The 12,992-nt window shown below is 71.4% G+C and carries 14 protein-coding genes; 2 read left to right on the top strand and 12 right to left on the bottom strand.

Features of this window, described 5'->3' with window-relative positions:
- The first annotated feature begins 20 nt into the window (after positions 1 to 20).
- Positions 21 to 995: a glucose-6-phosphate dehydrogenase assembly protein OpcA gene (locus M6B22_RS00290; protein ID WP_269443761.1), complete on the top strand. Its 975-nt coding sequence runs from the start codon at positions 21 to 23 to the stop codon at positions 993 to 995.
- Positions 996 to 997: 2 nt separating this feature from the next.
- Positions 998 to 1,765, top strand: coding sequence for a 6-phosphogluconolactonase (pgl, locus tag M6B22_RS00295; RefSeq protein ID WP_269443762.1), 768 nt, complete (start codon positions 998 to 1,000; stop codon positions 1,763 to 1,765).
- A gap of 70 nt (positions 1,766 to 1,835) precedes the next feature.
- Here pgl and M6B22_RS00300 read toward each other — a convergent pair whose 3' ends face one another.
- From M6B22_RS00300 to uvrC, 12 genes are all read right to left on the bottom strand, one after another.
- Positions 1,836 to 2,639 (bottom strand): ABC transporter permease, encoded by an 804-nt coding sequence (locus M6B22_RS00300; RefSeq protein ID WP_269443763.1) that lies wholly within the window; start codon positions 2,637 to 2,639, stop codon positions 1,836 to 1,838.
- Entirely contained in the window at positions 2,636 to 3,613 is a 978-nt protein-coding gene (locus tag M6B22_RS00305) for an ATP-binding cassette domain-containing protein (RefSeq protein WP_269443764.1), read from the bottom strand. Before M6B22_RS00305 ends, M6B22_RS00300 begins: the two co-directional genes overlap by 4 nt.
- Positions 3,614 to 3,626: 13 nt before the next feature.
- A complete protein-coding gene (locus M6B22_RS00310) occupies positions 3,627 to 4,127 on the bottom strand; it encodes a GbsR/MarR family transcriptional regulator (RefSeq protein ID WP_269443765.1) in 501 nt (166 codons plus the stop codon).
- 86 nt (positions 4,128 to 4,213) lie between these two features.
- The gene (locus M6B22_RS00315) at positions 4,214 to 4,558 is read right to left on the bottom strand and encodes an RNA polymerase-binding protein RbpA (protein ID WP_269443766.1); all 345 of its coding nucleotides are present in this window, start codon (positions 4,556 to 4,558) and stop codon (positions 4,214 to 4,216) included.
- Between the two features lie 91 nt (positions 4,559 to 4,649).
- A complete protein-coding gene (gene secG / locus M6B22_RS00320; RefSeq protein WP_269443767.1) occupies positions 4,650 to 4,886 on the bottom strand; it encodes a preprotein translocase subunit SecG in 237 nt (78 codons plus the stop codon).
- A gap of 77 nt (positions 4,887 to 4,963) precedes the next feature.
- Entirely contained in the window at positions 4,964 to 5,725 is a 762-nt protein-coding gene (gene tpiA, locus M6B22_RS00325) for a triose-phosphate isomerase (protein ID WP_407935768.1), read from the bottom strand.
- 45 nt (positions 5,726 to 5,770) lie between these two features.
- The gene (locus M6B22_RS00330; RefSeq protein WP_269443769.1) at positions 5,771 to 6,979 is read right to left on the bottom strand and encodes a phosphoglycerate kinase; all 1,209 of its coding nucleotides are present in this window, start codon (positions 6,977 to 6,979) and stop codon (positions 5,771 to 5,773) included.
- A gap of 12 nt (positions 6,980 to 6,991) precedes the next feature.
- Positions 6,992 to 7,996, bottom strand: a complete 1,005-nt coding sequence (gap, locus tag M6B22_RS00335; RefSeq protein ID WP_269443770.1) for a type I glyceraldehyde-3-phosphate dehydrogenase — start codon at positions 7,994 to 7,996, stop codon at positions 6,992 to 6,994.
- A gap of 93 nt (positions 7,997 to 8,089) precedes the next feature.
- Positions 8,090 to 9,070 (bottom strand): DNA-binding protein WhiA, encoded by a 981-nt coding sequence (gene whiA / locus M6B22_RS00340; RefSeq protein WP_269443771.1) that lies wholly within the window; start codon positions 9,068 to 9,070, stop codon positions 8,090 to 8,092.
- A complete protein-coding gene (locus M6B22_RS00345) occupies positions 9,061 to 10,041 on the bottom strand; it encodes a gluconeogenesis factor YvcK family protein (protein WP_269443772.1) in 981 nt (326 codons plus the stop codon). Before M6B22_RS00345 ends, whiA begins: the two co-directional genes overlap by 10 nt.
- Positions 10,038 to 10,910, bottom strand: coding sequence for an RNase adapter RapZ (rapZ, locus tag M6B22_RS00350; protein ID WP_407935769.1), 873 nt, complete (start codon positions 10,908 to 10,910; stop codon positions 10,038 to 10,040). Before rapZ ends, M6B22_RS00345 begins: the two co-directional genes overlap by 4 nt.
- A 20-nt stretch (positions 10,911 to 10,930) precedes the next feature.
- Positions 10,931 to 12,967 (bottom strand): excinuclease ABC subunit UvrC, encoded by a 2,037-nt coding sequence (gene uvrC / locus M6B22_RS00355; protein ID WP_269443774.1) that lies wholly within the window; start codon positions 12,965 to 12,967, stop codon positions 10,931 to 10,933.
- Positions 12,968 to 12,992: the final 25 nt, after the last annotated feature.

Here is a 12,992-nt window from a genome sequence, read left to right on the forward strand (position 1 = left end):
GGAGTACCAGGAGAGCACCGATGACGACCCTGTGGGATACGACCGGGACGGCCGTGGTCAAGGCGCTCGCGGCCGAGCGGCGCACCGGCGGCGGCGTGACGAGCGGGCTCGCACTCACGCTGGTCGTGGTGCTGGACGAGAAGGACACCGCGGACGTCGAGGCGGCGGTCAGCATCGCCGCGGCCAGGCACCCGATGCGGGTCCTCGCCGTGATCCGGCGCCAGCTGGACGCGCCCGTCCCGCGCCTGGACGCCGAGGTCGAGATCGGCGGGCGGTACGGCCCGGTCGAGTCGGTGGTGCTGCGCATGTACGGCCGGCTGGGCCTGCATGCCGAGTCGGTGACGCTGCCGTTGCTGGCGCCGGACGCGCCGGTGGTCACCTGGTGGTACTCCGAAACCCCGCAGGTGATCGCCCAGGACCCGCTGGGCGTGTTCGCCGACCGGCGGATCACCAACGTCATCCGCGACCCCGATCCGGCGGCGTCGCTGCGCCAGCGCGCCGTCGACTACGCCCCCGGGGACACCGACCTGACCTGGACGGTGATCACGCCGTGGCGCGCCGCGCTGGCCTCCGCCTTCGACACGGTGCACACCCCGGCCGTGTCCGTCGTGGTCAAGGGCAACCCGGTCGACCCGTCGGCGCAGCTGCTCGCCGGCTGGCTGTCCAGCCGGCTCGGGCTGTACGTCCCGGTCGAGGCGGCCGAGGGCAAGTACATCTCGTCGGTCGACCTGCACTTCGGCGACGAGTACACCGTCACGCTGCGCAACGACAACTACAAGCTGATCATGAGCCGGCCCGGGCAGATGGACTCCATCGCGCCGTTCCCGAACCGCAGCACCGGTGACGTGCTCGCCGAGGAGCTGCGCCGGCTCGACGCGGACCAGCCGTACGCGCAGGCGCTGGGCGCGGTGACCGGGCACAGCGACCTGAGCAGCCGCCCGGCGGTACGTACCCACATCTGGAACGATCCGGCGCTCGCCGCCCAGGAGGCATGACGATGAGCCCTCGTGAAACGCACGTCGAGGAGAGCACCGAGGAGCTGGCCGCCTTCGTCGCGGCGCGACTGGTGGAGGTGCTCGCCGCGGCGCAGCACGAGCACGGCCGGGCGGCCCTCGCGCTCACCGCCGGGTCGGTGATGGAGAAGGTCTGGGCGGCACTGGCCGGCTCGGAGTCCGCCCGTGCACTGGACTGGTCCGCGGTGGACGTGTTCTGGGGTGACGAGCGGTTCGTGCCGGCCGGCGCCGCCGACCGCAACGACCGCCCGGCCGGGGAGATCCTGTTCGGGCACGCGCCCTTCTCGGCCGCCCGGCAGTTCCCGATGCCCACCTCGGACGGCGAGTACGGCGACGACCTGGACGCCGCCGCCGCGGGCTACGCGCGCACGCTGCACGATGCCCGCCGGCCCGACGACGCGGGCGAGGTGCCCAGCTTCGACGTGGTGCTGCTGGGTGTCGGCCCGGACGGGCACTGCTGCTCGCTGTTCCCGGACCACCCCAGCTCGCGCGAGGAGTCCGGGACGGTGATCGCGGTGCGCAACTCGCCGAAACCGCCGCCGCTGCGCATCTCGCTCAGCTTCGCCGGGCTGAACGCGGCCGAGCAGATCTGGGCCGTCGTCAACGGCTCCGGCAAGGCCGAGGCGGTAGCACGGGCGCTCGGCGGTGCAGCGCGCACCGAGGTTCCCTCGGCCGGGGCGCAGGGGCGCGCGCGAACCTGGTGGCTGCTCGATCGCGACGCCGCGAGTCTCCTGCCGGCCGGCCCCGACTGACCTACCGCGCCGCGCGACTGACCTACCGAGGCGCGGGCGGCGGCCTTCGGTCGCGACACGCCGGGTATGGCTAACGGATCGGACGGCGGTCGTACAACCGCACCGACCACAGATACGCCGCGATCGCGATGCCGAGACTCCAGGCGACCGCCGCGATCGCATGGTCGGCGACCGGGCCGCCGAGAAGCAGGTTCCGAACGCTGTCGGTGACCGGCGTGAAGGGCTGGTATTGAGCGAATTGCCGTAGCCCGGTCGGCAGCGAGCCGGTCGGGACGAAGCCGCTGCCCAGGAACGGCAGCAGGGTCAGGATCATCGGTGTGTTGCTGGCCGCCTCGACGCTCTTCGCGGCCAAGCCGAGGGCGGTGGACAGCCAGGCCAGCGCGAGCGCGAACAGCAGGAGGATGCCGGTGGCGGCCAGCCACTCCACTGCTCCTGCTGGCGGTCTGAAGCCGATGGCCACGGCGACACCTGCGAGGACGATCAGCCCGAGCAGTGCCTGCAGCAGCGTGCCGAGCACGTGCCCGGTGAGCACGGCGCCACGGGAGATCGACATGGTGCGGAAGCGGGCCACGATGCCCTGGGTCATGTCGGTCGCGATCGAGAGTGCTGTCCCGAGCGCCGCGTAGGCGACGGTCATGACCAGGATTCCCGGGGTGACGAAGTCGAGGTACCCGCTGCGGCCGTGCGGCAGCACCGCGGCAGCCGGAAGGCGGGCACCGAGTTGACCGCCGAAGACGTAGACGAACATCAGCAGCAGGATCAGCGGCAGGCCGATGAGCATGACCGTGACCGACGGATAGCGCAGCTGGCGTTTGAGGTTGCGGCGCAGCATCGTGGCCGAGTCGGCCAGCGGGTACGCGATCGCGCTGTTCATCGGACGGCAACTCTCTGCGGCTCCGGGTCCGGGTCCGGGTGGACGGTTGCGGGCCGGCCGGTGACCGCGAAGAACACGTCGTCGAGGTCCGGGGTGTGGATGGACAGGTTCGCCACGTCGATGCCCGCATCGTCGAGTTGTCCCAGCAGCGCGCGCAAGCCCGGGACGCTGCCGTCGCCGGGCACCTGCAGGGTCAGGCCGTCCTCGTTGCGCGCCGCACCGGGCAGCAGCCGGCCGGCGGCGTCGAGGTCGCCCGGTGAGGCGAACTGCAACTCGACATGGCCGCCGGGGATACGGCGCTTCAACTCCGCCGGAGTGCCTTCGGCGACGACGCGGCCGCGATCAAGTACGGCGACCCGGTCGGCAAGCTGGTCTGCCTCGCCCAGGTCCTGCGTGGTGAGGAAGATCGTGACGCCGTCGCGCACCAGGCCACGGATCGAGTCCCACATGGTGCGGCGGCTGCGCGGGTCCAGGCCGGTCGTGGGTTCGTCGAGGAAGATCAACCGGGGGGTGCCCATCAGGGTCATGGCCAGGTCCAGCCGGCGGCGCATCCCGCCGGAGTAGGTCGACGCCGGTTTGGCCGCAGCGGCGGTCAGCTCGAAGCGGCGGAGCAGTTCGCCGGCTCGTCTGCGACCGGCAGCTCGATCAAGGTGGAGCAGATCGGCCATCAGTTGCAGGTTCTCCGTTCCGGTGAGCAGTTCGTCCACCGCGGAGAACTGGCCGGTGACGCCGATCGCGGCGCGCACCCCACGTGGGTCGGTCGCGACATCGCAGCCGGCGACGGTCAGTTGTCCGGCGTCGGCGCGCAGCAGCGTCGCCAGGATGTGCACGATCGTGCTCTTGCCGGCACCGTTGGGTCCGAGCAGGCAGAAGACCGATCCCTGCGCGACGTCCAGGTCCACGCCGTCGAGGACCAGGTGGTCGCCGAAGGACTTCTGCAAGCCGGATACCTCGATCGCCGCAGCCATGGCCATCACTCGCCCTCGATCAGCGGCGGGAGGCGCCGGGGAGCGTACCGGCCGCTACCAGCGCCTCGCGTCGCGCAATCCATTCCTTCTCCAGGTCGGGCAGCTTCTCGACCAGGAAGTCCGCAAACGCCGCCCACCACAACAGCGTCGCTCGCCGCTGAAGCGGGGCATCCTCGAGCACCTTCAGACCCTCACGTGCCAAGTCAGCCTGTTCGGCGTACTCGCTGACGTCGAACCCGGCCGCTTCGGTGGACACCAGGTCGATCCGCACGCGGTCCATCCGCTCGCCCGCGGCGCGAGAACGCCGTAGCAGGTGCAGTTGCTCCAGCGCCTTGACCGCGCCGGTGATCGCGCTGCGACTGGCCAGGAGCGCGTCGGCAAGTTCGGCGATGGTCTGCTCCGGCGGATCGCAGATTGCGAGATAGCCGAGCAGTCGGCCGGTCATCGGCGCGAACCCGTACCGCCGGGCGTACAGCCGGCCCGCATGATCGGCGAAGGTCAACTCAGCATCGACAGGCACAAACCACAAACTACAAGGACATCAGAGATAACACAAATCTGTGACATCAGCGCGGGTGCGCTCCCGGCGCCTGACCGGCGTGGCCTTCAGCCCTCGCCGCGGCGCGCCTTGAGCTTGGCCAGCGCCTCTTCCAGGATCGCGGCGCCGTCGGCGTCCGAGCGGCGCTCCTTCACGTAGGCCAGGTGCGTCTTGTACGGCTCGTTGCGCGGTGCGTTGGGCGGCGTCGTGGACTCGCGACCGGCCGGGTACCCGCAGCGCGGGCAGTCCCACGTGTCCGGCAGCACGGCCTCGACCGCGAACGCCGGGCGCACCTCGTGCCCGTTGGCGCAGAAGAACGAGACCACCTGGCGGGGGGCGGACTCGCCGCGCTCCCGCTCGCCCATCGGACCGGCGCCGACTCGACTCCCCCGGATCGCGTTGCCACCTGCCACCTGCGTCTCCTCCGATGTCGTAACCAGTCCAGTGTCGTCACCAGCGATGTTCGACGTGCCCGTTCCGCCCGTTGCGGGCGGGCGCCGGGGCTCAGCCGGTGTTCTTGTACAGCAGCGCCAACCCGATGATGCAGATCGTCCACACGACGCCGGCGATCACGGTGAGCCGGTCCAGGTTGCGCTCGACGACGGACGAGCCGGACAGGTTCGAGTAGAACGAGCCGCCCAACATCGAGGACAGCCCGCCGCCCTTGCCGCGGTGCAGCAACACCAGCACGATGAGCAACAGGCTCACGGCGACCATCACGATCGACAGGGTCAAGATCATTGCGGTTGGCGCCTCATGCTTCCGAAAAGAGTCCTCGTTGCGCTGTCGTGGTCCAGCCCGAACAGCCTACCTTGCGATCAGCGCGCCGAACCCGCCGTGCCCGCCGCGCCGGCGGCGAGGCAGATCGTGGCGAACTCGGCGCCGTCCAGGCTCGCGCCACCTACCAGCGCCCCGTCGACGTCCGGTGCGGCCAGCAGCTCGCCGGCGTTGGCGGCCTTGACCGAGCCGCCGTAGAGGATGCGCACCGCGTCGGCGACCTCGGCCGAGAAGCGTCCGGCGATGCGCCTGCGGATCGCCGCACACACCTGCTGGGCGTCCTCCGGCGTGGCGACCCTGCCGGTGCCGATCGCCCAGACCGGCTCGTAGGCGATCACGACCGACGCGGCCTGCTCGGCGCTCACGCCCTCGAGAGCCGCGTCGATCTGCAGTTCGCAGTGCTCGAGGTGGCCGAGCTGCTCGCGGATCTCGAGCGACTCGCCGGTGCACACGATCGGCGTCAGCCCGTTGCGGAACGCGGCGCGCACCTTGGCGTTGACGAGCTGGTCGTCTTCGTGGTGATGCTGGCGCCGCTCCGAGTGGCCGACGACCACGAACGTGCAGCCGAGCTTGGCCAGCATCGGGCCGGACACGTCACCGGTGTAGGCGCCCGAATCGTGCGGGGACAGGTCCTGCGCGCCGTAGGTCAGCAGCAGCCGGTCGCCGTCGACGAGGGTCTGCACGCTACGGATGTCGACGAACGGCGGCAGCACCGTCGCGTCGACCGCGGCGTAGTGCTCCTCCTTGAGGCTGAACGCGATCTTCTGCACCAGCGCGATCGCCTCGAGGTGGTTCAGGTTCATCTTCCAGTTGCCGGCGATGAGCGGTTTGCGCACGGTCTTGGCCACTCAGGCCTCGTCCAGGACCGCGACGCCGGGCAACGTCTTGCCCTCGAGGAACTCCAGCGACGCGCCGCCGCCGGTCGAGATGTGGCCGAACGCGTTGGCGTCCAGGCCGAGGGCGCGGACCGCGGCGGCCGAGTCGCCACCACCCACGACGGACAGGCCGTCGACCGCGGCCACCGCCTCGGCGACTCCCTTCGTGCCGGCCGCGAACGGGGCCACCTCGAACACGCCCATCGGCCCGTTCCAGAACACGGTCCGGGCCTCGGCCAGCACCGCGGCGAACGCCCGCACCGACTCCGGCCCGATGTCCAGCCCTTTCGACCCGGGCGGGATCGCGTCGGCCGCGACGAGCTGCGTCTGCGCGTCGTCGGTGATCTCGGTGGCGACCACGATGTCGGCGGGGAGCACGATCTTGTCGGCGGCCTCGCGCAGGAACGCCCGGCACGCCTCGAGCTGGTCCGGCTCGAGCAGCGAGTCACCCACCTCGTGGCCTTGTGCGGCGAGGAACGTGAAGCACATCCCGCCGCCCACCAGGAGCTTGTCCACCTTGGGCAGCAGCGAGTTGATCACCGCGAGCTTGTCGCTGACCTTCGAGCCGCCGAGCACCACGGCGTACGGCCGGGCCGGATCGCCGGTCAGTTCGCGCAGCACCGTCAGCTCGTCGCGCACCAGGTCGCCGCCGTAGTGCGGCAGCAGCGTGGCCACGTCGTACACCGAGGCGTGCTTGCGGTGCACCGCACCGAACGCGTCCTCCACGAACGCCCCGGCGTCGTCGTCGCCGCCGGTCAGCAAGGCCAGGCGCTTGGCGAACTCGTGCCGCTCGGCGTCGTCCTTGCTGGTCTCCCCCGGGTTGAACCGGACGTTCTCCAGCAGCAGCAGGTCGCCGTCCTTGAGGTCGGACGCCAGCAGCCGGGCGCTCTCACCCACCGTGTCGAGCGCGAACCCGACCGGCCGGCCGAGCAGTTGGGCGAGCCGGTCCGCAACCGGCCGTAGCGAGTACGCCGGGTCGGGCGCGCCCTTGGGACGGCCCAGGTGCGCCGCCACGATGACCCGCGCGCCGTGATCGAGCAGCTTGGTGAGCACCGGCAGCGACGCGCGGATGCGACCGTCGTCGGCAACCGCTCCGTCCTTGATCGGGACGTTGAGGTCGGACCGCACCAGGATCCGCCGGCCGGTGACGCCGCGCTTGATCAGGTCGTCGACGCTGCGCATCGCGGCACCGCCCTACAGCGTCGAACCGACGAGCAGCACCAGGTCCGCGAGCCGGTTGGAGTAGCCCCACTCGTTGTCGTACCAGCCGACCACCTTGATCTGGTTGCCGATCACCTTGGTCAGCCCGGCGTCGTAGATGCACGAGGACGGGTCGGTGACGATGTCCGAGCTGACGATCGGGTCGTCGGTGTAGGTGAGGTAGCCCTTGAGCGCGCCGTCGGCAGCGGCCCGGTAGGCGGCCTTGACCTCGTCCACCGTGGGTGTGGCACGCACCTCGACGGTCAGGTCGGTAGCCGAGCCCGTCGGCACCGGCACGCGCAGCGCGTACCCGTCCAGCTTGCCCTTCAGGTTCGGCAGCACCAGCCCGATCGCCTTCGCCGCGCCGGTGGAGGTCGGGACGATGTTGATCGCGGCGGCGCGCGCGCGACGGAGGTCCTTGTGCGGCGCGTCCTGCAGGTTCTGGTCCTGGGTGTACGCGTGGATGGTCGTCATCAGGCCCTTCTCGATGCCGTACGCATCGTCGAGGACCTTCGCCAGCGGGCCGAGGCAGTTGGTGGTGCACGAGGCATTCGAGATGATCGCGTGCTTGGTCGCGTCGTAGTCGTCGTGGTTGACGCCCATCACGATCGTGACGTCCTCGCCGCTCGCGGGAGCGGAGATGATCACCTTCTTGGCGCCCGCGTCGAGGTGCTTGCGCGCGTCGGCGGCCTTGGTGAAGAACCCGGTGGACTCGATGACGACGTCGACGCCGAGGTCACCCCACGGCAGGGCGGCCGGGTCGCGCTCGGCGAGGATCTTGAGGACGTTCTCGCCGACCTGGATGCCGTCGGCGTGCACGGCCACCGGCTGCGGGAAGCGGCCGAGCACCGAGTCGTACTTGAGCAGGTGCGCCATCGTCGTGACGTCGCCGAGGTCGTTCGCGGCGACGATCTCGATGTCCGCGCCCGACGCGGCCACGGCGCGGAAGAAGTTGCGGCCGATCCGGCCAAATCCGTTGATGCCCACGCGAACGGTCACTGCACTGACTCCCTGTACGGACTATTGACGAACGACGTGTGCCGCGGCGCTGCGGCGTCTCGTCCCAACCCTATCCGGTTGCCGCCGCCCGGTTCACGGCCCCAGCATGTCCGGGGTGACCGCGGACTCGGTGTCCGGGATGCCCAGCTCGGCGGCCCGCTTGTCGGCCATGGCCAGCAGCCGGCGGATTCGCCCGGCGACGGCGTCCTTGGTCATCACCGGTTCGGAGAGCGCGCCGAGTTCCTCAAGCGAGGCCTGCTTGTGCTCCAGGCGCAGCGCACCGGCCTGCAGCAGGTGCGCCGGCGCGTCGTCGCCCATGATCTGCAGCGCCCGCTCGACCCGGGCGCCGGCAGCGACCGCGGCTCGTGCGGAGCGGCGCAGGTTGGCGTCGTCGAAGTTGGCCAACCGGTTCGCGGTGGCGCGCACCTCGCGGCGCATCCGCCTCTCCTCCCACGCCATCACCGACTCGTGCGCGCCGATGCGCGTCAGCAGCGCGCCGATCATCTCGCCGTCACGCACCACGACCCGGTCATTGCCGCGCACTTCGCGGGCCTTGGCCTGCACGCCCAACCGCCGGCCCACCCCTACCAGTGCCAGCGCGGCCTCGGCGGACGGGCAGGTGATCTCCAGCGCGCACGCGCGGCCGGGTTCGGTCAGCGAGCCGTGCGCGAGGAACGCTCCGCGCCAGGCGGCCTCGGCGTCGGCGATCCCGCCCGCGACGACGTGGTGCGGCAGCCCCTTCACCGGCCGGCCGCGCAGGTCGACCAGCCCGGTCTGCCGCGCCAGCCCTTCCCCGTCGCGGCTGACCCGCACCAGGTAACGGCTGCCCTTGCGCAGCCCGCCGCCGGCGACGATCTGCACCTCGGAGCCGTGCCCGAAGATCTCGGCGATCTCCTTCCGCAGCCGGCGGGCGACCGACCCGGTGTCCAGCTCCGCCTCGATGACGATGTGCCCGCCGATCAGGTGCAGCGCACCGGCGAAGCGCAGCATCGTCGCCAGCTCGGACTTGCGCGCCGACAGCTTGGAGACCGGTATCCGGCTCAGCTCGTCCTTCACCGCGGCGGTCATCGCCATGCGTCCACCCTTTCGCTGTCCCCGCCGTCCAGAGCGCGGCTGATTGCCTCGCTCAGCCGGTCCGGGTCGTGCCGTTCCGCGCTGTCCTTCGCGGCGAGCCTCGACAGTACGAGACGCGTCCCGATCGCGCGCGCGAAGCCCTCGAGTTCCTTGCGGTCCAGCACGGCGTCGTGGTCGGCGAGAACCGCGTGGATGTTCAGCCCGCCGAACGGCTCGGCATGGGCGAGCAGCACGCGCAACAGGTCCGCCGGCGAGTACTCGTCGGTCTCGCCCGCTTGGGGAACCAGGTTCAGCACGACCAGCACGCGGGCCCGCGTGGTCGCCAGCGCACTGCCCAGCTCGCGCAGCAGCAGGTGCGGGATGACGCTGGTGAACCACGAACCGGGCCCGAGCACGACGACGTCCGCCTCGCGCACCGCGTCGACCGCCTCGGCACACGCGGGCGCACCCGGCGCGGTGAGCCGGACCGAGCGCACCCGGCCCGGGGTGGCCGCGATCGACGACTGGCCGCGAACGCGTCGCACCCGATCCGGATCCTCCGGGTCGAACCGGTCCGCCTCGGCAATCAGGTCCAGCGGTGCGGGGCTCATCGGCAGCACCCGGCCCACTGCGCCGACCAGTTCGCCGAGGACGGCCAGGGCGCGGCGCGGGTCCTCGCCGTGGTCGATCATCCCGGTCAGCAGCAGATTCCCGACCGGGTGTCCCACGAGCACGCCGTCGCCGCCGAAGCGGTGCTGCAGCAGCTCGGCCCAGTACTGGTGCTGCGGCGCGCTGCCGGCCAGCGCCACCAGGGCCATTCGCAGATCGCCGGGCGGGAGCACGTTCATCTCGCGCCGGATTCGGCCGGACGAGCCGCCGTCGTCGGCAACGGTGACGACCGCGGTGAGCTCGTTCGTCAGCACCCGTAAGGCGGACAGCGAGGCATGCAGCCCGTGCCCGCCGCCGAGCGCCACGGCCTTGAACCCGCTCATTCGCGGCCGAGGTCGCGGTTGACGATCGTCGTCTGGACGCCGGCCGCCGACAGCCGGTCGGCCAACTCGCGGGCCAGGACCACTGAACGGTGCTTGCCGCCGGTGCAGCCGACCGCCAGGGTCAGATAGCGCTTGCTCTCGCGGCGGTAGCCGTCGGTGATGATCTGCAGCAGGTCGGTGTACCGGTCCAGGAACGGAACGGCGTCCGGCTGGCCGAGGACGAAGTCGCGGACCGGCTGGTCCAGGCCGGTGAGCTCGCGCAGCTCCGGCGTCCAGAACGGGTTCGGCAGGAAGCGGACATCGACCACCAGGTCGGCATCCACCGGCAGCCCGTACTTGAAACCGAAGGACACCACGGTCGCGCGCAACTCGGGCCGGCCCTCCGGAAGGTGGCCGCCGAGGAACGAGGTCTCGATGGCGTGGCGCAGTTCGTGCACCGAGCGGCCCGAGGTGTCCAGGATCAGGTCGGCGTCCTCGCGCACCCCCTCGAGCAGGGTGCGCTCGGCCGCGATGCCGTCGACCAGGCGCCCGTCGCCCTGCAGCGGGTGCTCCCGCCGCACGCTCTCGTACCGGCGCACCAGCACGTCGTCGGACGCCTCGAGGAACAGCACTCGCGGGCGCATGCCGCGATCGGTGAGCTCGCGCAACACACCGGCGATGTCCGACGAGAACGCGCGGCCCCGCACGTCCATGACCACGGCCAGCCGGCTCACCTGGCCCTGGGTGCGCGCGACCAGGTCGACGAGAGTGATCACCAGCTCCGGCGGCAGGTTGTCGACGACGAAGTAGCCGAGATCCTCGAAGCACTTCGCCGCGGTGCTGCGCCCGGCCCCGGACAGTCCGGTGACGACGATGGTCTCCGGCGCCATCAGCGCCGTCGCGTCGACCGTCACATGTTCTCCCTGTCCCTCGTGCTCGCACCATCTTCGTCGTTCCCGCGCTCTTTGTCGCCGCGCACGGTGCCCGTGCCGCCTTCGGGGGCGACGGCGGCCACGACCGCCTCGGCGGTGCGCGGTCCGATGCCCGGCACGGTGGCGATCTCCGCCGCGGTGGCCTCGCGCAGCTTCTTCAGCGAGCCGAAGCGCAGCAGCAGCGCCTTGCGGCGCGTCCGGCCCAGGCCGGGAATGTTGTCCAGCGCGGACACCGTCATCGCTTTGGACCGCTTCTGCCGGTGGTAGGTGATCGCGAAGCGGTGCGCCTCGTCGCGCACCCGTTGCAGCAGGTACAGCCCCTCGGACGTGCGCGGCAGGATCGTCGGGTAGCTCTCCCCCGGCAACCACACCTCCTCCAGCCGCTTGGCCAGGCCGACCAGCGCGACGTCGTCGATGCCGAGGTCGGCGAGGACGGCCGCCGCCGCGGCCACCTGCGGCGCACCGCCGTCGACGACGAGCAGGTTCGGGGGGTAGGCGAAGCGACGCGGCCGCAGCCGCCCCTCGGGCCCCTCGACGAGCGCTGCCGGGTGCCCGTCGGCCCGCTCGCGCTCCTCGGCGGCCGGGTCGGAGTCGGCGTCCGCGCCCAGCTCCACCTGCTCCTGCAGGAACCGGGCGAAACGGCGGCGGACCACCTCGGCGATCCAATCGGTGTCGCCGGTTCCCGAGCGCATCGCGAAGCGCCGGTACTCGCTCTTGCGGGCCAGGCCGTCCTCGAACACCACCATGCTGGCCACGACGTTGGTGCCCTGGACGTGGCTGATGTCGAAGCACTCGATGCGCAGCGGGGCCGACGGCAGCGCCAGCGCGTCCTGCAGTTCGGCCAGCGCCTGCGACCGGGCGGTGAGGTCCGAGGCGCGCTTGAGCTTGTGCTGGGTGAGCGCCTGCGCGGCGTTACGCGCGACCGTCTCGGCCAACGCCCGCTTGTCGCCTCGGCGGGGTACCCGCAGGTCGACCCGGGCGCCGCGCTGCTGGCTGAGCCACTCGCCCAGTGCCGCGGCATCCTCCGGCAGCGCGGGCACCAGCACCTCGCGCGGGATGGACGCGCCGGCCTGTTCGGCCTCGGCGCCGTAGAACTGGGTGACGAACTGCCCGACCAGCTCACCCGTCGAGATCTCCTCGAGCTTGTCGACCACCCAGCCGCGCTGGCCGCGGACCCGCCCGCCGCGCACGTGGAACACCTGCACCGCCGCCTCGAGCGCGTCCTGGGCGAAGGCGACGACGTCGGCGTCGGTGCCGTCGCCGAGCACGACGGCCTGCTTCTCCAGCGCCCGGCGCAGCGCCTCGATGTCGTCGCGCAACCGGGCCGCCAGCTCGAACTCCAGGTTGCCGCTGGCCTCGGCCATCCGCCGTTCCAGCCGCCGGATCATCACGTCGGTCTTGCCGGCCATGAAGTCGCAGAAGTCATCGACGATCTGCCGGTGCTCCTGCGCGGTGACCCGGCCCACGCACGGCGCGCTGCACTTGCCGATGTAGCCGAGCAGGCACGGCCGGCCGATCTGCTGCGCCCGCTTGAACACGCCCGCGCTGCAGGTGCGCGCCGGGAACACGCGCAGCAGCAGGTCCAGCGTCTCGCGGATCGCCCAGGCGTGCGAGTACGGGCCGAAGTAGCGCACCCCCTTGCGCTTGGGCCCGCGCATGACCTGCAACCGGGGGAACTCCTCGTACAGCGTGACGGCCAGCGACGGGTAGGACTTGTCGTCGCGGTAGCGCACGTTGAAGCGCGGATCGAACTCCTTGATCCAGGTGTACTCCAGCTGCAGCGCCTCGACCTCGGTGCGGACCACGGTCCACTCGACGGAGGCGGCGCTGGTGACCATCTGCCGGGTGCGCGCGTGCAGTTGGCTCAGGTCGGCGAAGTAGGAGTTGAGCCGCTGGCGCAGGCTCTTGGCCTTGCCGACGTAGATGACCCGCCCGTGCGGGTCGCGGAACTTGTAGACCCCTGGCCCGACCGGAATGGTGCCCGGGGCCGGCCGGTAAACGGAGGGATCGGGCACCCCCCGAGCCTAGTCAACCGGTACG

Source organism: Jatrophihabitans cynanchi (assembly GCF_027247405.1).
GTDB lineage: Bacteria > Actinomycetota > Actinomycetes > Mycobacteriales > Jatrophihabitantaceae > Jatrophihabitans_B > Jatrophihabitans_B cynanchi.